Source organism: Thermodesulfobacteriota bacterium (genome assembly GCA_035559815.1).
Classification (GTDB): domain Bacteria; phylum Desulfobacterota_D; class UBA1144; order Nemesobacterales; family CSP1-2; genus DATMAT01.
In genome coordinates this window covers 18,153-41,860 of sequence record DATMAT010000057.1, presented here as the reverse complement: position 1 = coordinate 41,860, position 23,708 = coordinate 18,153, and the positions used below count along the sequence as shown (strand labels likewise).

The following is a 23,708-nucleotide window of genomic DNA, read 5'->3' as shown; positions in this document are numbered from 1 at the left end:
TTGATAAATGTCCTGTGTGTGGAGGGGAAATCGTCGAAAAGGAAGTTGATAAGCTCCTATGAGGTGGAACTAACACGGCAGTTCTTAGGGTTATGGCTTGAGGTATGTCTAAAATGTGGTAAGAGATTCTACGCACCCGATACTGTAAGGAAATTTGACGAGATTAGAAGAAAGCTTGAGAGAGAAGAGTTAGAAGGACTCGTTCTTATCGGAAAGACATTTAAGGTTGCTTGACCGTTTTAAAGTTACTTAATTGTATAACTCTTATGCTCTCTATTTCCTTGAAATCCAGATCGTTTGTAAGAAAAGTTCTCACCTTCCTCAAAACTCCTACAGCTATCTGAGTGAAGTCGGGGACTTTGCTTGTTATAGCTTTTAACTCACCTCTTTCTACATTCTCAAAAATTTTACAGTATCTACGTAATTTTCATCTTCCTCAGAAGTAAAGTAGGGAGAAAAAATTTTCCTTGACAATAACCTATTCTTTGTAAGACAATGGCACTAGGAAAGGCTTAGATATAAACAAGTTTATTTAAAATGGGAATTTTCGGTTAAACAAGGATTCATAGATGAAACTATGAATCCTTTGGATGTGGTCAAGCTCACAGCATTGATGGAACTCACAAGCGGTAGACCCGAAATTACAGTTGGGTTAATAGATGGCCCCATCATAATTAACCATCCCAGCCTTACAGGTGAAAATATCCGCGAGGTTCCTGGAAAACTGGATGGGACATACACCGTAGCAAGCAGTGCTGCCTGTATGCATGGGACGTTTGTGGCAGGCATCTTGTGCGGTAGGAGGGGTTCTCTAGCTCCGGCAATCTGTCCTGATTGCACACTGCTTGTACGTCCCATTTTTTCAGAGAGGGCATCGGGAAACAGACAGACCTGGGGTGAGCCCGCTAAATCCCTGCCAAGCGCAACCCCAGAGGAGCTTGCAGGGGCAATCATAGAGACCATTGATGCAGGTGCGCGTGTAATAAACCTAAGCGCTGCACTTGCACAACCATCATCTAAAGGTGAGCGCGAATTAGAAAAGGCTCTAGATTATGCTGCAAGGGGTGGTGTTATTGTTGTTGCGGCGGCTGGGAATCAGGGGACTATCGGAAGTTCTGCCGTTACCGGTCACACGTGGGTTATTCCGGTTGTTGCCTGCGACCTTCAAGGTAGACCGATTAACTACTCGAACCTAGGAAGTTCTATCGGAAAGCGAGGTCTAAGCGCTCCCGGCGACAACATTACCAGCCTCGGGGCTAATGGCAAGTCGCTCACATTTGGAGAAACTAGTGCTGCAGCCCCATTTGTAACAGGTGCCATTGCGCTTTTGTGGTCGGAGTTTCCGTTCTTGGTTACAAAGATGTCACCTTACTACGACCGGTGAATACAAAAAAAGGAGTTGAATGAAATGAACAAGGTGCCAGGATTTAAAGCGGAGGCCAGCTTAGGCAGGCAAATAAAGCGTTACGGCATTGACAATAAAGGCGTAAAGATAAACCTACGCTCCAAACAAGATCCGGTATTGCCGCAACAACTCAGCGTCCCGGTTTACGGCAATTACTGCGGGCCCGGATTCGGTGATCCAACCGGAAATACACCGCCCATAGACGCAGTCGATGCAGTATGTAGGGAACATGACCTCTGCTACGGTCGCCGCGGATATCTTGATTGCCAATGTGATCGTAACTTGATTGCATATATGCCGGGCGCTATAGCACGCACATCGAGCGTATCGGGACAGATCGCCGGAACTGCAATTATGACATTTTTCTCTACTACTCCCTGCCTCTGCAGAAATAGAATTTGTGTTCCGATTCCCTTTGTCGGTGCGTCCTGTTCCACTGTGACGCTACCCGGATATGGGGGCATCTGTTTTGTTTAGGGTCATCAATTTGCAATCTTAGCTGCTAATATGGCATTATTAGGACGGCCGAAGTTAAATCTAGGCTAAAAGGAGGCAACCAAGATGAGAATATCTACACTTCCAGGGTTTACAGCGGAGGTATCGCTATATAAAACAAGAGGTTACTACCAACAGAGATCCTCACGTTCACTATTGCCGGGAGATGTGGTTAGTCCGCAATTTTTGGACCAACTCCTTCAGTGGCTTTTTAGTAGGCCTGTGGGGAACGGAGGTGCTGACCAACCCCCACCACCCTCCGGTAGTAATCTCCCCAGAGGGAGCCGGTGCGAGAGTAATAATCAGTGTAGCAGCGGTAGGTGTGCAAAGAAATGTTCCCCGGTGACGGATTGCTGGCCGTTTTCATGGGGGCCTTTCTGTGATACCTATGATATTTGTACGGTAGATAAGTTTTGCCAATAACTTAAATATCGCGGAAAATTTATAGCCAGCTCAAGTTGGGCTACGATCATAGCCCAACTACAGGTTTGACTGTTAATAGTGTAGATAACACACTTAGAAAGTATTGTATGTTTCTCTAAGTGCACGGCGCTTAATCTTCCCATTTGCGGTCTTAGGAAGTGATTCAAGGAAGATTATTTCCCGGGGACATTTGTATCTGGCAAGACGTTTAAGAGTGTAGTCTAAAAGCTCTTCTTTTAGCTTTTCCATTTCCGGCATGGTTTCTTTAAGCACTACAAAAGCCGTTGTAATTGTTTTATCTTCTCCGACATCGATACCGGTCACCGCGCATTCATGGACTATTGGATGTTCACCTAAAACCCTCTCTACCTCGAATGGCGAAACCCTATACCCAAATGTGGTGATTATGTCGTCTTCTCTTCCCACAAGCCAGAAGTAGCCGTCCTCGTCCTTGTAAAAGTAATCCCCGCTTACAAACCATTCACCTAGAAACATCTTCTCGGTTTCCTCCGGACGCTGCCAGTATCGAAGCATTATTCCGGGGTCATTCTTCGGAGTAGCTAGAACCCCGCTCTCTCCAATGCCGACCTCATGGCCGTACTGGTCAACGAGGGTAGAGCGGTGCCCCGGCTGCGGCTTTCCTGGAGACCCCGGTTTTATCGGCATACCCGGCATGTTTGAGAGATAGTAACTGAACTCGCTCATGCCCAGGCCATCGTAGAGTTCTACCCCTAGTTTGCTTTCCCATGAGTGAAAGAGTTCTTCGCTCAGGTGCTCTCCGGCGCTAAGGGCGTGATGAAGACTGGCAAGGTCGGGACTAACCTCGTCTGCGGTGCGAAGCATCTGCCTATAAACACTAGGCACGGCCATAAATACGTTAACCCTGTACTTGGCTATTAGCTCAAAAAATTTTTTGGGGTTGTGCTCTCCTCCATAGATCACCGTGGAGCAACCGTGCCGCCATGGGTCAAGGCATCCCGTGCCCAGGGTGTAAGTCCAGTTTAATTTTCCGGCATGCATGACCGTATAGTGCGGTTTCAAGGCCTGCCAGTAAAGAGCGGAAGGGTCGCGCCCGATCAGTGCCCGTTGCGCATGAACGACACCCTTTGGAAACCCGGTCGTCCCGGATGTATAACAAATATAGGCTACGTCATCCGCTTTTGTCTCCGGGACATCCAATCCTTCTGGACTCTTCCTTATTAATTCGTTTAAATCTATGCAACCCGAAGGTGTGGGTCGGCCCACGATAAGAACGTCTCTGAAACGTTCATGCCGGCCTCGATTCTCTTCCACCGCTTCGTATAACCCTGAAGTGGTAACAATACATCTAGCTCCGCTGTCGTCCAGCAGAAAACCGATCTCTTCGGCAGTAAGCATCGAGCTTGTGGGAATGGGGACTGCGCCAATTTTTATCGCCCCCAGAAAAACCAGGGGAAATTCAGGAAGGTTCGGTAGTCGAATAAGGAGACGGTCGCCTTTTTGGAACCCGAGAGAAAGTAGGGCATTTCCTATCTTGTTGGTAATAACCGAAAGGTCGGTAAACGTGAATCTCCTGGTTTCTCCCTCTTCATCCTCCCAGTATAGTGCGATTTTATTCCGGTGCGATTCTGTCCTGACATGTTTGTCGGTACAGTCACGCCCTATATTGTAGTATTTGGGTATTTGCCATTTCCAAGAGCGGCAGAGTTTTTCGTAGTCAAATTTCATTAAGTGCTTACCCAGCGAGTTTACCCCTAGAAAATTACATTGGTAATCGGAAATTTCAATCTTTGGTGAAGCTCCTGAGCTTGGGTAATTTGTTATTCGGAGGGATCATTTCTTACCCTGCCATTTTCAGCCCTGACCGGTCCTGAACCTATTTGTTAAATAACCTCTTACCCCCTTGTATTCTCCCCTAATTTGACTCCTAAGGGCAGCCCCTTCGAGCATGCTCAGGGCGGGTCTATAGGTGGGATTAAAGAGTGAGGATGTCATTTCGAACGAACGTGAGAAATCTTAAGGTATTGGTTAGGAAGATAAGTAAGCTATTACTTAAGATTCCTGGCAAGCTCCCTCACGTTAGTTCGGGACAAGACTCGGAATGACAAAATCGACATACTTCAACCCTTCGACCGTGCTTGATATAGCCCTTTCGACTGGGCTTAGGACAGGCTTATTGAGACGAGAATTAAAGAGGGGTTGCTTTTTCCTATTCCGTCATTGAAGTACTTTCATTACCTTCAGGCCAAGCTAATAAAAACATCTTGACCCGGGAGCGAGGATAATTAACCACCTTTAAGACGAGATTAAAGCATATTTGACTGTCCGGTACTTCAAGCTTTCTTAGCCAGCCAGCGCCGTGTTCGATGGGGCGAGGAACGGCGCCGGCCAGGAGGTTTGGAGAGTATGTAGTTGCCTTAGTTCTGATTTATCATCCCTGTCTTACGTAAGTACTAGACGAAAAGTTCATGGATATTTCCCTCTGATGAATTTAACTTGAGAATTCGCTGTGGCTTGCCACAGAGTTTCCGCTGATTGCGAGGAGTCCTTCGATTTCCTCAGGATAGACTCCGCGACGAAGCAATGTGACAAAAGGTTTCCCAAAAACTAAGATTTCTCCCTTCGAAATGACAGAACCCTATTTGCGTTTCCGAGACTGCAAAACCGCTTTTGTCATTCCGAACAAACGTGAGGAATCTAAACATATTGCATCGCAACTCTCGCAATGTCGCGTTAGAGTACATGCGTATGTATTGATACACTGCGGCTTGCCGCGGGGTGCTTCATTCTTAGAACTAATCCTGTCTTCTGATGAAAATATTGAGTAGAGGGATGAAACATAATCGCTACTTGAATCTACCCTTCAGACAGCCACTCTATAAAGTCGGAGTAGGAGTTAAAGGAATGATTCATATAATCGGAGAAGGATATAACGTTTATTTTTCTTATTCTGCCCTCAAGCTCCTGGAAGATGGTTTGAGGGTTAAGGTCTCTGAATTGAGAGATTCCCCAGGCCTTGAACAACTCTTCTTGCCCGTCTCTCACATTTAATTGCCCATTACTCGAAAGGGTGATGTAATCGTTCATGTCCTTAAAGTGGAAAAATACCCTCAGCTTGGTGTCTTTTTCGGCGAGGCGTCTGGCGATGTACCTTGGGCTGTATTCGTTTATGTGGTTATATATGGGTACTATGAGTGTTTCAGGCTGGCTTACGCCCAGCTTTTTTTGTATCCACCTGCATATTGCTTTTATATCCGCTGTTGCGCCGTTCCTTTCCAGGTTTTGAGCTGTAGCCATGGAAAAGCCTCCTATCCTTAGCCGGTTTTTGAAAATTCATGTTCTGAAGAATTATTAGGGCCTTGCTGCCTGGCCCGCACTAGGAGCTGGTACCTGCTTTGGACCTGTAGTTTCGTAAAAATATTGGTCAGGTTTGCCTTCACCGTTTTTTCCCTTATGGAGAGTCTTTGAGCAATTCTTTTGTTGCTCATGCCGATTTTGATTAAATTAACTATGTCTGCTTCCCTGTTTGTAAGCCTATTTTTGTCATGGCCCGAGTAATCTTTCCTGTCTTGAGCACCTTCATTACTCCGGCTGTTTTTTCTCACGCTCTCGATTAATTCTTTGGAGCCTGCTTCCCTGCTTATATATACGATGTTTCGTGAAAAATGTTTTTCCCCCCTATAGGTGTCGAATAAGATAAACCGGGTAGTGCAATTTTTATTAATCAAGGAATTCAGTTGATCCTGGATGCTAAACTCCGGGGTTCTATTGTCGATAAATATAAAGTCCGGTTTTATCTCTTTAATACATTTCTTGACCTCTTTTGAATCGATAACCTCGGCAACTATCTTTATGTCGCCCTCATCCTGGAGAATCCTTTTTATTCCTTGGAGAAAAAACTGGGAGCGCGATGCTAAGGCTATTTGTATCGGATTATTCGATTCTCTCACCACGGTACCTCCTTTTTCATGCTAAAATGGAAATTCGGGTTTTTAATCATGTCTGAATCCATCCGGTTTTAATAACCTTTATTCCTCGTTCTCTTGTTCGAATATAGACGAAAAGCTTGAGAAAATTCCCCCTTTTAATTACGACCGTATGGTATTAAAATCTTTTTCAAAATCGAGGACGGATGGTGGTCTGCGAATTTGGCCGAGATTATCAGATGGAGGATTGATAAGCTTCCAGCCCCGGCTTTTAATCAGCGAATTAGCAGATTAACCCCGTAGATAGCTACTTTTTCCCGACCATAAAATGGATAATAGGACCTTAACTGATGAGGACATACTGGTAGTTCGGTCTATGTGTAGAAGGAGCTTTTCTAACAACCCCGACCTGGCCAATGATTGTTTCCTGTACGTGTGGGAGAAGCTACATGAGGATAATAGCCGGAGGATAGGCTCCTTCCGCGGGGAGGCGAGCTTTAAGACATTTCTCCAGAGCGTTACCGGGAAGCTCATCATTGATTTTAGGAGAAGTCAATTCGGATATAAGGTCTTACCCAAGTATTACTGGGCGTTCGACGAGATAAACCGTCATGTTTTTAAACTCTTCTTTTATCACAATTTGTCTCCCGGCTGGGTAGAGAATTCCATTCAAGCGGAGTTTAAAATCCCCCCGGAGGAGGCTCAAATAAGGGTTGATGAAGTGGAAAAAAGGATAAGGGAGAGTAGGGTGAATATGGATGAGATCGATGAAAAGCGAACCGTTTTTCTCGGGGAACAGGTAGATGGTATTGCCTCCGAGGGTAGGGGGGCAAATCCGGAGGAGAGTCTGATAACCACCGAGGCCAAAGAGAAAAAGGAGATGGTGTTGAAAGTGCTCAGGGAGGAGGTTCACAGGCTCGAAGAGGAGGATATTCTGATACTACAGCTCTATTTCGAGCAAGATTTGAGCGCAAGGGAGATATCCGGGGCTATTCCCGGGCTTGACCAGAAAAAGGTGTACAAAAGAATAGAAAAGATACTGAAGAGCCTGGGGAAATACATGAGAGAAAAGGGGATAACCAACGACGATATCAAGGAGATATTTGAACAAACGCTATGAGTTTATTGGGTTAGCTTCACCTTCAATAAACCATCGCTGTAAAGTATTAAGGTTATCTTCTCATTCTCCTTTAAGTCCTTTAGAGACTTAAGCCTCTCTTCCACCACTATATCCGATACCTCAGAGTGAGGAGGCAGCTCTTTGGCAAGGTTATTTTTTAATTCCCCCTGGTCGCCCTCTTGGATAATTCTCAAGAGGCCAGGGGTTAAATCAACCTGGTTTACGCTGACTAAATCTCCACCCCTGTATCTTTCTTCGGTGTCAGGAAAATTGGACGATTTTAGATAAACGTTCAGGGTTATAGCCGCCAGGAAGAGTATTACGATGGCTACGGGCGCTATGACCAGCGGACGGCCGAAAAAAGTCAGTAATTTCTCTAGGATGTTTTCCTCTCTGGCGGTTTCGAGAGCCAAGTTCGAGACGGCCAGTCTGTCCCGGCAGGCAGGGCAGGAAATAAAGTGGGAGATGAGGGTCTTTTTCCTCTCTCGGTTTAACTTTCTGTCCAGGTATAAGGCGAATTCCTCGTCAGAAGGGCATTCTCCCCCTTTTCTTTCAATCAGGGATATCGCCACCGCACCCAATATTTCATCTTCTTTTTCTAATTTCATAAAGTAATCTCCGAAAAATTCGATACTTAAACTAACACATATTAGTATAGACGAAAAGCCTGGGGAACTTCCCCGTTTAATTTCGGATTTCGGATTGCAGATTGCGGACGGAAGAAATACTTAAATCCGCATTCCGAAATCCGAAATTGTCAACCTACTCCCATACCCCCATAAGAATAAAGGGCGCCCAGTAGAATGGCTGGCCGTATTTATCCGGCCTCTTAAGCATCTCTAACTGTGCCCTTCTCAACGCCTCGTAATCGAATCTGCCCTCTTTCTTTAAATTCTCATAAAAATCCTCCATCAGCTCAAATGTAGCTTTGTCCTCTATCCTCCAGAGGGTGGCAATAACCGATGGGGTGCCTACCATGCTGAAAGCGAGAGCTATACTGTTTAGCTCCTCGGCAGCATGGCCGTCTTCGTCACTTACAACCGCCGCCTGGCACGCGGAGAGCACCACAAGATGGGTGTTCTCGGCAGGGGGCAGCCCGGTAATGTCTTTCAGGGTAAGACTGCCCGTGCCTAAAGGGGCCAAGAGTATTGACGGCGTTCCTTTGACGACTGCATGCGTGGCCATATGGATTATGTCATTCACCCCCCAGTTGCTCTCGAAATTATATTTGGTAGCATCCTTTCCCAGGAACACGGTGGCGTTTGGAAAGAGTGTTTTTATGGCTTTAACTTCCTCCTGGGAATAGGGAAGGGCGAGGTCCGGTTCCCCAAGGTCCGGGTTGCCAAAGGCAACCAGACTCTCGATTCCTCTTTTACGGCCGTTTCCCAGGACTACGTCCAGGTAATTGGCGGAGGCGGAAACAATATAGACGAGCTTCTTCCTTTCTATGAGAAATTCCAACGTGCCGTCATCCCTTTCTTTTGCCAAGGCGTTGAATGGGAGGTAATGGAGCGAGCCGAAGGGAATCACGGCTATGGTTTCGGCCGGGGCAATCTCAGCCTCGATTGGCTCTATGAGGTAGGCGTAGAGGGTCGATGATGTCTTCTTGAGCGGTTTTATAGCCTGTTCGTATTCCTCACTCTGGTCATCCCGCCAGCGGTTGCTGGGTATGGATTTATTAAGCTCTATCAGGTCTCTAAACAGTTTGACCAATTCTGCAAGTTCCTCTTTCTTCGCAGAAACGGTCTTGACCTTCAGGTCCCTGTCGCTCATGAGAAATATGTAGGTCTCTTTATCGGTGATAAAGTACTCTACAAAGATAACGTCTCCGGGGAGCCTATTCTTTTTTACCAGTTCGGCAACGTCTTCCGGTTTTATACTGAGCAGGCCGTACAGCTTGGGATTTTCGGACTCTAAAGCAGAATTTATTCTCATAAATTCTTCCCTAGTCCTGGCCAATGTTTTTACTAAATTGTCTATCTTCTCCGGGTTAGGCAATGCCTTTGCTCTTTCCCTCACCAACTGGTAGTTTATGGAAGCCTCTTTTCTGAAAAGCTCATCAAATCTTTCAAGGAGTCCCCTGGTTCTCTCGTCAAAAGAGCTGATACCGCTCCTTAGAAACGTGTCCCGGAGGTTCTTTGACCTGCTCCTTTCTATATACTCGAGCGCTTCCTCGTCTTTCCCAAGCCGCAGGAGCAATGACACCAGCCTCTCGTAAATCTCCACGTTCACGTCGCTGAAGGTTTGCTCTGCTTCCAGGCCCCCGGCGACGTCCTCTCTAACCGATTCAAATATATCCACGGCCTCCTTGTAGTTTTTTTCTGCGGAAAGAAGGTCCCCTTTTTCTTCTGAATAAAGTCCCCGGCCAAAGAGAGAGATGCGGACCCACTCCCTGTCTCCCAGGTCTTTATAGATGGAGATGGCCTTATCCAGGTTCTCGATCGCAGAATCCCACTGCCCGGTTTCCCCTCTCAGGTAACCGATGTTGTTGTAGCTTCTGGCTATCCGGTCCCTGAACCCAAGCTCTTCAAAGATTCCCAAGGATGATTGGTAAAGATTGAGAGCCTGGTCGTATTTTCCCTGCTTGTATCTCACCTCCCCCATGTAATTCAGGTTGACGGCGGTCATCAGTTGGTTTTTCGATTCCCTGCTCAGGTGGAGAGATTCCTGAATGTATTGAAGAGCTTGGCCGTATCTTCCAGTCTCCTTATACAATTCGCCAATAGTGCTAAGGCTGGTTATGATTGCAGCTTCAACGCCCTCTTTCTTGTTGATTTTCAGCGCGGCAAGGTAATTGGCTAAAGCCTTATCGAATTCACCCTGCTCTCTGTAGACGACGCCGGTTAGGTTTAGGGCTTCCGCTTTCAGGTTTTCATTTTTTACCCTATCCGCAATCTGAAGTGCTTGGTTTAGGTAATCAATAGATTTTTCGTAGTTTCTCAGGCGAAAATCGATAGCGGCAAGATTTATCAGTGTTCTTGCCGTTTGGGTCGGGACGTCGGTGCTCCGGCTAATCTGAAGGGCCCGGTTTAGAAGATTTATAGATTCCTGGTAGTCGCCCAGGTAGCCGTGGAGATTGGCGAGGTTATTCAGGTTGTGAACTACTCCGGCTTTATCATTCATGTCCTTTTGCAGTTCGATGGCCTGATTGAAGTGAAGGATCGCCTCGTCGTATTTTCCTATATCCGTGTAAATACTTCCCATGTAACTGTAGTCATTAACCAGTCCCGGCTTGTTATCTAAAACCCTGTTTATCTTCAGTGATTGGTTGTAGTAGGAAAGTGCAGCATCAAAGAGCTTTTTCTCGAAGAGGTCGAAGCCGCCTTTGGATAATATGTCCGCAATCCTAATTTTATCCTGGGGCAAGCTGGTCTCTGCCTCCGCCGCAGAGAATTTTCCCAGGGCTTCATCATATCTTCCCCGGTCGTACAATTTCCCGCCTTCGGTGATTAACCGTACTGCTCCTTCGTCCTGAACTTTAATATCCGCTTTTTTTATCGTTACGCACGAGGGTAGAGATAAAGTAATCAGCATTATGACTAGATAGGAATTAATGCTCTTTTGATGAAGGAAAGAAAAATCAATCATTTTTTTCTGATGGTTTAAAAGGATGGCTAAAGTATGAAATAGTATTGCGATTGCCAGAATTTAGTTTAATGCAATTTAATCGAAAAGATATCATCCTGACCCAGTTTCACCATCAAAACCTGCTTGTTTTTCTCCTTCTTAGACGAAAAGTTGAGACAAGTTTCCTAAGTTTGGCATTGTCTTAACTACTTCCCGCCGCATTTATAGTAACACCATACCCCTATGTCAATCCAGGTTTGAGGGATGCCCTTTGCTTTCAGTGCTGCCTTGAGCGCTGATGCCGAGGTAGCCTTTACTGCCTCGTCTGCAATGGTGTTTCTATACACCGTGGGAACCCCCTTATATGCCAGCCAATTCATCATGCAGGTTTTGGTAACCATGACCAGTCTCCTCTGTAACTTTTGTAGGGCGTTAGCATTGCAAAAGATGGTTAAAACCTCTATGGCGAATCGGCAACGAATATTCCGAACGGCAATGAAAGCCCGGTGTGAGGACCGGCTAAGCTTCTTAAGGGAGCAACATCCCCTTCCGCCGCCCTGTCGTAAACAGTGATGCTGTTGTTGTTGAAGTTCGTGACGAATATCTCATTGCTCTCCCCATCCACGAATATCCCGGTTGGCCCGTCCAGCCCGGTGTTAAACCCATCTATGGTCCTGGAAGGGGTGGCGTCTCCTTCAGCAGTCCTATTATATACGGTGATCGTAAAAAAGTTAGAAACGAAAATCTCATCATTTTCTCTATCTACAAATATTCCCTGTGGTCCGAGGAGGCCGGTATTATCCCCGCCTATAATCCGCAAAGGGCTTACGTCTCCTTCAGCCGTCCTGTCGTAGACAGTGATGGTGTCGTTGCCCAGGTTTGTGACGAATATCTCGTTACTTTCTATATCGACGTATATACCCCGGGGAGAGGATAATCCGGTGTTTCCACCGAATATCGTCCTTAAAGGTTTGTTATCTCTCATTCCATACACAGTGACAGTGTCGGCGGCGTTGGTTAAAACGAATATCTCCTCATTCTTAGTATCCACAAAAATTCCCTGCGGGGATAAAAGCCCTTGAGGTATGGTTTTTAGTGGTGCAACATTCCCTTCGTCAATTATTCCGTGCACGGTGACCTGCTGGCTGAAAAAGTTACTGGTAAATATTTCCTTGTTCTCCGTATCCACGTATATCCAGTTTGGGTCTAGAAGACCGGTGCGGGATCCTATGATTCTAATTGGAAGCGTGTTTCCCTCCGCCATTCTACCATAAACCGTGATTGTGTCGTTAAGATTAGAAACGAATATCTCGCCGTCCTCGGTATCCACGGATATGCTCAAAGACATCCCCCGGAACGCCCGAAAGCCGGCGTCGTTAGAGTCAAATATGGTAAGCGTTCTCAAAGGTGGTGCGTCCCCCTCGGCTTCTCTTTCATAGACGGTCAGGGTGTTATTAAAGGAGTTAATCACAAATATCTCATTATTATTGACATAGATGCCGGAAGGATTGAAAAGTCCGGTGCTTTCTCCCTCGATGGTTCTTGAAGGAGGTTCATTTCCCTCGGCATCTCTTCCATACACCTTTATCGTGCTCTTGATAGGCCGGGTAATCGGGACTGGTGATGGAAAGTCCGGTAAAACGGCATCAATCACATAGAGCTCTCCATTTTTTGCGTCGACGAATAAACCCAATGTCTCATGGATACCGTTATCGCTTCCATCTAATACAAATAGTGTCCTCAAGGGCGAGGCATCTCCCCCTGCCGACCGTCCGTACACGGTGACGGTGTCGTTCTCGGTGTTGGATACGAAAATCTCATCGTTCTCTGCATCCACGAATATTCCGCTGGGAAAAGAAAGCCCCGTATTTTCTCCTTCTATAGTCCTTGTGGGGAAGACGTTCCCTTGGTCTGTCCTTCCATACACTGTGATTGAAAATAGGTTAGCCACGAAAATTTCATTATTTTGGGTATCGACGAATATCGCTACCGGGCGAAAAAGGAATGTGTTATCTCCACCTATGCTTCTTAAAGGAGCTACATCTCCATCCTCTCCTTTCCTGTATACGGTAATTGTGTTATTCCCGGTGTTGGCCACGAATATTTCATCATTGACTGTGTCAACGTAGACTGCTTGAGGTCTAATGAGCCCGGTATTTGACCCGATTGTTCTTATCGGTGTGGCGTCACCATCATCGTCGGCATTGAAGACGGTTATTTTGTCCCCGCCCGAACTGGCGACGAATATTTTACGACTGACGCTAGGCTTTCCTTCTCCGTCCTCTCCACCATCACAGGCTAAATTAAAAATTAGCGGTAATAGAGCGGCAATGAGAAGAATTAGATGAGGTGACTTTCTATCTATTACATTTGGCAAAACTGATTTCATCGCTTTCCCTTTTTAACGACCTCGATGTTGACGTTAGGATAAGTAGGGGCACATTGCAATGTGCCCCTACAAAATTCATTTTTCATTTTTAATTGGTATCTCCTCGGCCACACTATTGGTCGAAACATCTATCACCGAAACGCTATTGCCGAAGTAGTTAGCCACATAAGCCTTAGTTCCATCATGGGTAATCGCTATCCCCAGCGGCCTCTCTCCGACGTTGATAGTTTCGGTAACCGTGTTACTTGTCGAATCTATCACCGATATAGTATCCCCGGGGGTAGAAACCTTGACCGAGCCCAATAGCTCCTCATTAACAATGTCGAAGTTGGTTACGTATATGGTAGATCCGTCCGGGGTTATGGCTACGCCGGCCGGCCCAAGACCTAGAAAACCATCTCCGAGGTTCACTTCACCGATCAATATGTTATTTATTACATCTATGACCGACACCTTATTTCCAGCGGCGAAGTCGCTAAAAGAAGTAATGCCGCCGAAGTTGGCCACATAAGCCCTGGTTCCGTCCGGGGTTATGGCTATGCCCAGGGGACCAATTCCTACCGGTATCTCAGCGATTACTGAATTAGTTGCGGTATCTATTACCGATACCGTGCTTCTAGCGCTGGAATCGGGAGGATCCTCGACGCCGCCCAGGTTGGTGACATAAACCTGTGAGCCGTCGGGCGTTATGGCTATTCCGGCAGGCCCATTACCGACACCGATGCTTTGTGTAACGGTATTGCTAGTAAGGTCGATCACCGACACGGTATTGCCGACTGAATTGCTACTGCCAAAATTAGCCACATAGGCTTTAGAGCCGTCGGGGCTTATGGCAATAGCCATCGGGCCGGTTCCGACAGTTAAGTCGGCAATCAGCGTGTTCGTCTCAATCTCTATCACCGATATGGTATTTCCAGGCTCGGATATACTCCCGTAATTAGCAACCAGCAGTTTTGAACCATCCGGGGTTATGGCCAGCGCAGCAGGCCCAATGCCTACTTCGACTTCATCAACGACTGTGTTTGTTTCGGTATTTATTACTGATATGGTATTGCCTGGACTGTCCGGGTTATTAAAGTTGCTCACGTAGACCTTGGTGCCGTCGGGCGTTATCGCTATGGCCGCCGGTCCTGTCCCCGACGGTATTACCGAAATAACCTCGTCTGTAGTTGTGTCGACCACAAATACGGTGCTGCCGTTGGAGCTGGGCACGTACACCTTGGAGCCGTCTGATGTTATGGCCAGGCCGAGCGGCCCAAATCCGACCGGAATCGTGGCAATAACCTCATCCATCGATACGTTTATTACCGATACGGTGTCCGGACTGTCCGGGTCGGCTATGCCGCAATTACAGTTTCCTACATAGGCTTTAGAGCTATCCGCCGTTATCCCTATGGACACCGGAATATTGCCGACCGGAATTGTGTTGACAACGGCGTCGTTTGATACATCTATCACCGAGACCGAGTCGCTACTTAAGCTGGTGATGTAAGCCTTCGAGCCGTCGGGTGTTATTGCTACAATCAAGGGCTCTGTCCCTGCTGGAATGGTGGTGATAACCCGGTTGCTGGACGTGTCTATCACCGACACGGAATCGCTTAGATTGTTGGCCACATAGACCTTGGAACCGTCGGGAGTAATAGCTATCCCCGCTGGGTTAAACCCGACGTTTATCGTATCCATTACCTCGTCGGTTGAAGTATCGATCACCGAGACGGTGCTGCTGATGGTGTTGCTTACGTAGACTCTTGAGCCATTCGGGGTTATTGCTAACGCCCCGGGATTAATTCCCACAATTACCGTGGCGATAACCTGGTCTGTGGCCACATCTATCACCGAGACGGTGTTATCGGAGGCGGAGAATCCGGAGTTTGCCACATAGGCTTTAGAGCCGTCCGGGGTTATGGCTATTGCTCCCGGGTTAATCCCCACTCTAACCGTGGCGACGACGGCGTCCGTTTCAGCATCTATCACCGAGACGGTGTTTCCCGGCTGGAAAAGGTTTCCGAAATTGGCCACATAGACCTTGGTCCCGTCTGGTGTTATGGCCAATGAGAAAGGATTTCTACCAACCGGTATCGTTGCCGTTATTCTATCCTTTGCTGTATCTATCACCGATACCGAGTCGCTTCTTAGGTTGGTGACGTAAACCTTGGAGTTATCGGGCGTCACTGCAGCGACCTGGGGCTCGGAGAAGAATCGGACAAGCGGGTGGCTGGATGTTGCCACCAGTTGCCTTGCTCCGGGAACTATGAACGCCGGAACAATGGGCAGTCCGCCAGGCCCGCCGGATAGGAGAAATACTAAAAAAGCGCTGGTGCAGGAGGTTAAAAGAAGTGAGATAAAGATTAATTTTAAAGGTCTCTCTCTGATTCCAGCAATTTTATTTGCCACTTCTGTCTCCTAGGTTTTTAGAGGAAAGCAGAAATACGGTGTTCTTCGATATTGGTTAAACTGGTAAAACCTTCGGTAAAGAAAATTACGTTCGGGCAGGTGTCCGTAGCCGCGGAGGGCTGACGATAATTTAGGCTGAATATCACGACCTCCATCCTTTTTCGATAGCTCATTTTATTACATTATTAAGAAGGGTTCAAGAAAAGTCCTCTCGTAAACATTTGCGTCGCTAATAATAACCGTTAGGAGCTAAGTATGTGTAGCTGAGATAGGGAGGGTATTGGAGTAATAGACTATTTGCGACTTTCCTAATCGCTTCGCCAATAAAAGGGCACAATCGGCCTTCTTGAAAAGCTCCTCCGCTTGGTCTTTTCCATTGTGCTGGCATATGCCCACGCTCAGGCTCATGCTTATCTCGCCCTTGGGTGTCAAGGCCGGTTGCTCCTTCACCGCGTCACCAATGCGCTCCACTATTTTTCTCGAGGATTTTTCATCAGAATCGAAGAGTAATAATACGAATTCATCTCCTCCCCATCTCCCCAGCCAGTCTCCCTTGCGTATGCCGCCCTGGATTATCTCGACTACATGCTTTAAACAAATATCCCCCACATCGTGGCCGTAACGGTCGTTGATAAGCTTGAATTCGTCGATATCCAGGATTATTAATGAGATTTCTTTTCCGCTTCTCTGAGCACGGGCGATATCTTCCTTAAGCTGCCTCTCTGCAGAGTACCGGTTTTGGATTCCGGTTAGATAGTCCGTCATAGACCTTTTTTCGAGTGACCGGATGTGCCCCTGGAGGTCGAGTATCTTAAATTCAATATCCAGCATTAATCTCTCCAGTTCATCGATCTGGCTGGTGGACAACGTCGGAATCTTTTTATCGTTTATGTACTGGTCGAGGGCGCGAGAGACTACCAATAACGATGAAAGCAGCAATTTCAGCGGGTAAGCGGTGACGGCTAGCCCCAGAAGGGCAAAAGCGAGGCTGATGCCGAAAATCTGAAGCTTTGAAGCCGGGTCGTTCGGGTGAGAAGTTAAAAGATAAAGTACGAAAGCCAGGATGGGGAGATATCCGGCTAGAAATATAAGCAGGGTGATTTTACCGAGGTAGCTCTTGGGCAGGGGTATGTATGATATTAAAGTATGGAATTTGTATGCCGCTGACCCTTTATTTCTGACTATCTTTAGCTCTTCAATCTCCGGGTTATTGTATGTCGACAGCTCTTTACTCTGCACAGATGGCTGTGTATCCGGGCCAGAGACTGACTTAACAACGGAAGAAACCACCTTAGTCTTCATCTCCCATCACCCTCCTTTTTGATCCTTTAGCCAGTCTTAGACGAAAAGTTTCAAAAAATTTCCGCAATAAGGATGATTAAATTGAGAGGATATTACTGATGTCTTACGCTTAGGTTCGGTGGGCAAGGACGGGGGTTAAATTTTCTAGCAAATCAAACTTGTTCAAAATAAGAGATTGCCACGCCGCCAAAAGACGGCGGCTCGCAATGACAGGGACGGTAGGTAATCGCAAGTGGTGAGAGTGGAGACTTGGAATGCTTTTGGGTGTCATTGCGAGGGAGTCCTTCGGCAGGCTCAGGATAAATTCCACGACGAAGCAATCCCTTGAAAAAAGCGAGATTGCTTCGCTGGGATCTGGGGGTAGCGATCAAGAGGGAGGAAGTCAGGGAACTGGAACGTTCGCAATGACATGGAAGGAAGGCAGGCAGGGATAAATTCTTTTAAGAGGTAATCAGACCCGGTTGTCATTCCAGCCGAAGGGAGGAATCTTAGTAATGAAATTGTTTAAGATTCCTCATGTTCATCCGAAATGACACTTCTGTCAGATTCCTAGTAAGCTCCTTCGCATGAGTTTATTCCTTTGTTTTACTCAGGACAAGCTCTAAGCGAAGTCCAAGGGCTCACCATGAAGAAAGAATAGGATAGAGGACAAAAGCAACCAATCCGTTCGTCCTGAGTAGTGGGCTTGTCGAACTATCGAAGGACGAACACCTTATGTGTTAAATTCATACTTCGACAAGCTCAGTATGAGCGGATTTATATCCGTTGGTAAAAAGAGATAATAAACCTATTCAGTCAGGGATAATTCTTGGTAAGATCTCTCCCGCTTTTCCCAAAAGAACCAGGTCGTACTTCTGAGAATGGGTGGACTCCTCCAGGTTTACCTCGATTACCGTCTTTCCGATATGCTTAGCTACGAGGCCCATCGAAGCAGCAGGTTCTACCAATCCGGAAGTCCCAATAATAAGCATTACGTCGGAATTCTCGATCGATAAAAGACATGAGTCTATTATTGGTAGTGGAATGTAATCCTCGAACCACACAACGGCAGGCCTTAGTAGTCCTCCGCACTTTTTACAGCGTGGAGGTATCTCGGCTAACGGAACCTCCCGGTTTTCTTCTTCATGTAAACATTCAACACATCTGGTCCGAAAGATGTTGCCGTGTAATTCGATTATATTCTTGTTTCCGGAGACCCGATGAAGGTCGTCCACGTTCTGGGTTATGATGCTAAAATAGGGTTTTATCTTTTCCAGTTTGAAAAGGGCATGATGGGCTGGATTTGGCTTTTTCGTGGATATGAGTTCCCTTAAGCCGTTATACCATTCCCACACATACTGGGGATTCCGTCTAAAGCCGTCGGCGGTATCCACATCTACAGGGTTATATTTCTTCCAGAGGCCGTCTTCTCCGCGAAAGGTGGGAATACCGCTTTCCGCGGAAATACCCGCACCGGTGAGGACGGTAATCCCACGTGCGTTTCTAAGTATTTCTTTTGCCTTTTGAATTTCCTCTTCCATCACTGCTTTCCAAAATAATTAGAAACTAACGATTCATACTCGTAAAACAAGGCCTTTAGATAATAACAGCATCTTTTTAAAATCAGGTTACCCTCTTTTTTGTTTGCTATGCAAACGCTGTCCTAACCCTGTTAGTTCAAATAGTTTTTCTATCCCCCCTTGTGTTTCCCCCCTCGGTAAGGGGAAAATTAAAGAGGGGTTGCTTCTTATTTATACGTCATTGAAGTCCTTTGATTACCATCAGGCCAACTCTGACAATCAATCTCTTATTATGAACAATTTTGCTTTTCTATATCGATAAATAATATCTTAGAAAATTTAACTTAGGCAAACAATCGAATTCAGACCTTCTAGTACTATAGAGACGCAAAATGTTGCGTCTCTACATAAGGAACAATCTAGGGCAGGGATATGAATTCACCACAGCTTGGACAGCCATTCTTTAGCATATTTAATTTCGTCGGATCCCAGATCGTGTCCCCTTTTTTGCCAAAGAAATGTGACATTCGCCCCGGCGTTCTGAAGTAGCTCGGACAATCTTTCCGACTCTTCTTCGCTAACAATGGGATCATGTATTCCGGCGGATATGAGGACAGGGATTCTAGCGAGGTCGGGCATTATCCGGGGCATGAAGGGCACCATGGGGCGAAACAAGACTGCCCCGGCTAGGAGTTTCGGATGCAGCAATAAAATGCTGACGGCAATATTGGCTCCATTCGAATATCCAACCGCTACGAGCCTACTCAGGTCGAAATCGTAAACGACGGATGAAGCCTCGATAAACTCGGCCAGTTCGTGAGTACGGAAGACCAGGTCTTCGAGGTCAAAAACCCCTTCGGCAAAACGCCTGAAGAACCGAGGCATTCCATTTTCGAGCACCTTGCCTCTCGGACTGAGTAATGCTGATCCCGGAGACAGCGTATTTCCGAGTGAAAGCAAGCTCTCCTCGTTTCCTCCCGTTCCGTGAAGTAGGAGTAAGGTTGTAGACGATTCCGGGTTTTCCGCCGGGACAAAGGAATGAATAAATCCGAGGTCTTTAATAGTCATTTTACTCACTCACGTCGTGCCAATTCTGCACCTTGTCTCCATTCCAGTAGACTGAAGGATCAATCGGGCACCTTGTGTTGTCATTCCCGTCTTCCCGGTTAAACCGGGGGTCAATCGGGTGTCCACCCTTTCTGTCATCCCCGAATGTTCCCCGCTAAATACATGCGGGGACAAGCTTTATCCGGGATCCATAATTAAAGACTGGATTCCCACTCCCCGCTTCCGCGAGGACAAGATTCGTGGGAATGACAAGAAAGGGAAAATTCCCTAAACCGAATAAGATTCCTCACATAGTTTACCCTGAGGAATCGAAGGGTTCGGAATGATGACAGCCATATTTCCTCATCAGAGGTTGAAGTTATAATATCACTCTTCCTCATAGCTTCGGCAAACGCAATGGAGGAAGAATCTGCTCAATCTTCGCCCGATTTGGTTCAAGCCAGGGCGGAAGCTGTAGTTTTGTTCCCAGTTGCTCCGGTGATTCATCTACAGTGAATCCGGGTGGGTCGGTGGCAATCTCAAATAGAACGCCCCCGGGCTCTCGAAAGTAAATCGAGTGAAAATAATTGCGGTTAATAACCGGAGTAACGTTAAACCCTAGCCCGGCAATCTCTTCCCTCAGGGCTTTTTGCTCTTCATGTTTGGCCACTCGCCAGGCAACGTGGTGAACGGTGCCAACGGCTATTCTACCCATAGTTCCGTAGGGAAGACAGAGGACGTCGATGAGAGTGCCGGAACCCCCCGGCCCCGCTTCATATCTAAACCTGTTGCTGGTATCATTGAGATAACGGAAGCCAAGTACTTGAGTTAATAATGATGCAGTGCGCTCGTACCCTTCAACCGTGATAGTCACGCCGTAGAATCCCCTTATAGCGTGTTCTTGGGGAATAGGGCCATCTTTCCATGGGCTACGCTCATCCGCACGGGCATGAGATACCAGCTCAAGAACTAACCCATCCGGGTCAAGGAAGGTGAGCACTTCCTCATCGAAACGGCGGACCGGGTCTTCAAAAGCTATGTCGTTTTGTTTGAATCTTTCTGTCCAGTAGCTGAAAGACCCCTCCGGTACTGAGAATGACGTAACCGTTACCTGCCCGGTGCCTCGTTGTCCCCTGCGTGCTCCCGGCCAAGGGAAAAAAGTCATAATCGTGCCGGGATGGCCAAGCTCGTCTCCGTAATAAAGGTGGTATGTGCCGGGGTCGTCGTAATTAACGGTCTGTTTGACCAGGCGTAAGCCCAGTATTCCGGCATAGAAATCCACGTTCTCCTGCGGCTCGCCGGCTATTGCGGTGACATGATGTATTCCCAGAATTTCTTTACTCATCAGATGATTCCTCCTCTAAATATTTGGTTAACGGCTCTGCGATGAAATGTGAGACAACCGGGGGTTTATTACCGGTGTGATAGGCAAGCGCTTGGTCTAAAATTTCGTGGTCCGAAATGGTTACGCGCTCGTGCTGTCTCAGGTGTTCAATCCAAGATTCGACGATGAAGGTTTCCAAGTACCGCCCCGGGTCTTCCGTGTCCTTGAATAGATTCCAGCGAATAGCGCCGTCTCTCAGACGTATTGCGCTCACCGCCTTCATTACTCTTGCAAAATCACGAGACCTTGCCGGGTCGATTCGATAATCAATCGTTACAAGCACCGGTCCATGGTCTGGTTCCACTTTATGAACCATTGTCGGCGCAGGCCAGCGCTTTGTAGGAGAAAGGTCTAGCCCCTCGAATTTTATCAGACGGTAGCGGCGAGTGAGGGCAAGTCCAAGGGCGAGCCCTATAGAGGAAATTACGAATGTGTTCGAAATCCCCAGATGCGTTGCCGTAATGCCCCAGACTGTACTCGCCCCGGCAAAACCCCCAAAGAAAACAAGGAGGTATACGGACAAGGCCCTGGCCCTAACCCAAGAGGGAACGGACGCCTGCACCGCAGTGTTGAAGCTGGATAGAAGCGTCAGCCACATGGCTCCCCCGACTAATGTAACAGCGCACAAGAGACTAAAAATACGGAGGTAGGCAAACGAAAGGAGCACCAGGGCGAACAGGATCGTCGCACCAGCAACAACCGTATCTATCGAAATTCTTCTTCTAAAAGCGGGCAAGACGGTTGCCCCAAGCACCGCACCCACTCCAAAGGAGGTAAGAAGCATTCCATATCCGGCTGGGCCGCGTCCCAGTTCTATTCTGGCAACAAGGGGCATGAGCGCCCACATGGCACTGGCGAAGATTATAAAAACTCCACTCCTAACCAGGACCGAGCGAAGGGCCTCTGATTGGCGTACATAACGAAGCCCGGCCCGCATTGCCCCGAATAAACGTTCGGAGGGCAATGCGCTATCACTAGGCTTACGGCGCCAGCGATAAAGAACAACTATAACTCCCAGAAACGTGACAGCGTTCAAGATAAACGCTGCGTAGGCTCCGGCAGCGGCGACAATGAGCCCTCCCAGAGCGGGCCCGACAGCGCGAGAAATATTGAACCCGACGCTGTTAAGAGCAACCGCGGCCGGTATTTCTTTAATCGTTACCAGCTCCGGTACTATGGCCTGCCAGGCGGGTGCATTCATGGCTGCGCCCAAACCCAGTAAGAAAGTGAAGGCTAATAGAAGCCACGGGGTAGTAATGCCGAATAGAGTCAATATGCCGAGTCCGGCGGCTACTACTAACATCCATCCCTGGGTAATGAGTAGAAGACGGCGTCGGTCGACTATGTCCGCCAGAGCTCCAGCAGGAAGGGCGAGCATAAACATGGGCAGGGTTGTGGCTACCTCGACCAATGCGACCATTAGGGGTGACGGCGCTAGCGAAGTCATAAGCCATGCTGCCCCCACATCCTGCATCCAAGTACCGATGTTTGATGCAACCGTGGCGATCCACAGTGCTCGAAAAATAGGTTCTTTGAGAGGGGTCCAGGCTGAATTCTCTTTACGCTGCTCGTTCATGCTTTGTGATTTCGTAAGGTAGCTGCCGTCAGCAGTCAAATGAGGATACCATAAAGAATGGTTTAAATTACTTCGATATGGTTATTGGCGGAACGGGAACTCGGGTTAAATCTGTCACCGTCATCTGAAATAGTTGGTAAAGTACCTCAAATGCCTCTCGGTCCCATTTACCGAAGATTCCCTCTTCATCCGGCTTATTTGCTATCGAATACACTTTCCCTCTGAACCCGACCGTCAAGGCTGCATCCAAGGGCTCTCTATTCGTCTCCTTGATATCCAGTGTCTTAGCAGGGTTTCTCAGCACGGGGCCTGTGCGTGCGTCCTTTACTACATCAAATTCTGGACTATCTGCTATACCCCGAGCGATAAATTCTATTATGCCGTTGAAATTTCGAAGCTTGATCCATCCTTGAAAGGGGTAATCCCCTCCGGGATAACCGGGGCGTATGTCAACCAGGATAAAATATCTGGGAAACTGCTGAGCCCTATCTTGTAGTTTGCGTCGCTCTTTGTTAGACAGTTGATCCGGGTCATAATTGGCAATGAGCATTCGGCCCGTTAACTTTTTGCTCAAAATATACGCCTTTCCTTCCTCATCTATTTCCCAACTAAACCCACTTTCCAGGGCATTTATTAAATCTTGTGAACTCGGCGGCTGACCCTTTGGTATCGGCCATTCTTCTTCATATTGAATGGCTCCGACGTCCAGTTTTTGAGATTCGTCGAGGTATGAGAGGTGTAAGACACGGCGACGAAACTCTGTGTATTCTCCCGGGTATCTTGGGTCGTTTCGGTAAATAACTCGTTTACCGTCTTCTTCAAAAAAGATTGCAGTTGCCATAAGTCTTAAAAGGATCCCCATATCAGCTTCCCGATGGAAAAGAAACTCAAACTTTGTCTCGTCTGTCGGGGTAAGAAGACGTTTGGTGAATTCTTCCCCCTGGAACGGAATTATGCTAATCGTCGGATTTTCCGCCGCACTTCCTCCTAAAACGCCAAAGAGAGTGTCTCCCTCTTCGATTACTCCTCCGGTTATACCGGCATTTACCTCGAAGTTGTAAGTGGCGGCGATGTTTGAGACAGAGGTAAAATGGGTGGGGAGATAATGCCTCGCTCGTGCAATATTTAGAAGAAGCATTTTAGATTGCGTCTGGTTAACTGCCTCGTCGTATTGTAAGACCGCTTGGTCTAAAATCACCGGG

The 23,708-nt window shown here is 47.3% G+C and carries 20 protein-coding genes; 4 read left to right on the top strand and 16 right to left on the bottom strand.

What is annotated here, in order from left to right; genetic code table 11:
• The 3 genes from VNN20_14305 to VNN20_14295 all read left to right on the top strand — a co-directional run bounded on the left by VNN20_14305 (position 1) and on the right by VNN20_14295 (position 1,882).
• Complete coding sequence (locus VNN20_14305; GenBank protein HWP93362.1) at positions 1–234, top strand: hypothetical protein; 234 nt, start codon at positions 1–3, stop codon at positions 232–234.
• Between the two features lie 343 nt (positions 235–577).
• Positions 578–1,384, top strand: coding sequence for a S8 family serine peptidase (locus VNN20_14300; GenBank protein ID HWP93361.1), 807 nt, complete (start codon positions 578–580; stop codon positions 1,382–1,384).
• A 24-nt stretch (positions 1,385–1,408) separates the two neighbouring features.
• A complete protein-coding gene (locus VNN20_14295) occupies positions 1,409–1,882 on the top strand; it encodes a hypothetical protein (protein ID HWP93360.1) in 474 nt (157 codons plus the stop codon).
• A 229-nt stretch (positions 1,883–2,111) separates the two neighbouring features.
• On the opposite strand, the gene VNN20_14290 is transcribed toward VNN20_14295, so the two are convergent.
• The 4 genes from VNN20_14290 to VNN20_14275 form a co-directional block, all read right to left on the bottom strand.
• Positions 2,112–2,267, bottom strand: a complete 156-nt coding sequence (locus VNN20_14290; protein HWP93359.1) for a hypothetical protein — start codon at positions 2,265–2,267, stop codon at positions 2,112–2,114.
• A gap of 149 nt (positions 2,268–2,416) precedes the next feature.
• Complete coding sequence (locus VNN20_14285) at positions 2,417–4,030, bottom strand: acyl-CoA synthetase (protein ID HWP93358.1); 1,614 nt, start codon at positions 4,028–4,030, stop codon at positions 2,417–2,419.
• Between the two features lie 1,128 nt (positions 4,031–5,158).
• On the bottom strand, positions 5,159–5,599 hold the full coding sequence (locus VNN20_14280; GenBank protein ID HWP93357.1) for a hypothetical protein: 441 nt from the start codon (positions 5,597–5,599) through the stop codon (positions 5,159–5,161).
• A gap of 17 nt (positions 5,600–5,616) precedes the next feature.
• On the bottom strand, positions 5,617–6,252 hold the full coding sequence (locus VNN20_14275; protein ID HWP93356.1) for a response regulator transcription factor: 636 nt from the start codon (positions 6,250–6,252) through the stop codon (positions 5,617–5,619).
• Between the two features lie 352 nt (positions 6,253–6,604).
• Between VNN20_14275 and VNN20_14270 the strand changes: the two genes are divergently transcribed.
• On the top strand, positions 6,605–7,348 hold the full coding sequence (locus tag VNN20_14270; GenBank protein ID HWP93355.1) for a sigma-70 family RNA polymerase sigma factor: 744 nt from the start codon (positions 6,605–6,607) through the stop codon (positions 7,346–7,348).
• Between the two features lie 2 nt (positions 7,349–7,350).
• Here VNN20_14270 and VNN20_14265 read toward each other — a convergent pair whose 3' ends face one another.
• From VNN20_14265 to VNN20_14210, 12 genes are all read right to left on the bottom strand, one after another.
• On the bottom strand, positions 7,351–7,956 hold the full coding sequence (locus VNN20_14265; protein HWP93354.1) for a hypothetical protein: 606 nt from the start codon (positions 7,954–7,956) through the stop codon (positions 7,351–7,353).
• A 154-nt stretch (positions 7,957–8,110) separates the two neighbouring features.
• A complete protein-coding gene (locus VNN20_14260; GenBank protein ID HWP93353.1) occupies positions 8,111–10,936 on the bottom strand; it encodes a CHAT domain-containing tetratricopeptide repeat protein in 2,826 nt (941 codons plus the stop codon).
• Positions 10,937–11,121: 185 nt separating this feature from the next.
• A complete protein-coding gene (locus VNN20_14255) occupies positions 11,122–11,316 on the bottom strand; it encodes a hypothetical protein (GenBank protein ID HWP93352.1) in 195 nt (64 codons plus the stop codon).
• A gap of 59 nt (positions 11,317–11,375) precedes the next feature.
• On the bottom strand, positions 11,376–13,304 hold the full coding sequence (locus VNN20_14250) for a hypothetical protein (protein HWP93351.1): 1,929 nt from the start codon (positions 13,302–13,304) through the stop codon (positions 11,376–11,378).
• Between the two features lie 75 nt (positions 13,305–13,379).
• On the bottom strand, positions 13,380–15,698 hold the full coding sequence (locus VNN20_14245) for a beta-propeller fold lactonase family protein (GenBank protein HWP93350.1): 2,319 nt from the start codon (positions 15,696–15,698) through the stop codon (positions 13,380–13,382).
• 17 nt (positions 15,699–15,715) lie between these two features.
• Positions 15,716–15,871 carry a hypothetical protein gene (locus VNN20_14240; protein ID HWP93349.1) on the bottom strand — a complete coding sequence of 52 codons (156 nt, stop codon included), beginning with the start codon at positions 15,869–15,871 and terminating at the stop codon, positions 15,716–15,718.
• Between the two features lie 76 nt (positions 15,872–15,947).
• Positions 15,948–17,000: a diguanylate cyclase gene (locus VNN20_14235; protein HWP93348.1), complete on the bottom strand. Its 1,053-nt coding sequence runs from the start codon at positions 16,998–17,000 to the stop codon at positions 15,948–15,950.
• Between the two features lie 791 nt (positions 17,001–17,791).
• The gene (locus VNN20_14230) at positions 17,792–18,520 is read right to left on the bottom strand and encodes an NAD-dependent deacylase (protein HWP93347.1); all 729 of its coding nucleotides are present in this window, start codon (positions 18,518–18,520) and stop codon (positions 17,792–17,794) included.
• A gap of 417 nt (positions 18,521–18,937) precedes the next feature.
• Entirely contained in the window at positions 18,938–19,567 is a 630-nt protein-coding gene (locus tag VNN20_14225) for an alpha/beta hydrolase (GenBank protein HWP93346.1), read from the bottom strand.
• 376 nt (positions 19,568–19,943) lie between these two features.
• A complete protein-coding gene (locus tag VNN20_14220; GenBank protein HWP93345.1) occupies positions 19,944–20,891 on the bottom strand; it encodes a ring-cleaving dioxygenase in 948 nt (315 codons plus the stop codon).
• Positions 20,884–22,506, bottom strand: coding sequence for an MFS transporter (locus tag VNN20_14215; GenBank protein ID HWP93344.1), 1,623 nt, complete (start codon positions 22,504–22,506; stop codon positions 20,884–20,886). The genes VNN20_14220 and VNN20_14215 overlap by 8 nt, the downstream gene beginning before the upstream one ends.
• A gap of 67 nt (positions 22,507–22,573) precedes the next feature.
• Positions 22,574–23,704 (bottom strand): hypothetical protein, encoded by a 1,131-nt coding sequence (locus VNN20_14210; protein ID HWP93343.1) that lies wholly within the window; start codon positions 23,702–23,704, stop codon positions 22,574–22,576.
• Between the last annotated feature and the right edge of the window lie 4 nt (positions 23,705–23,708).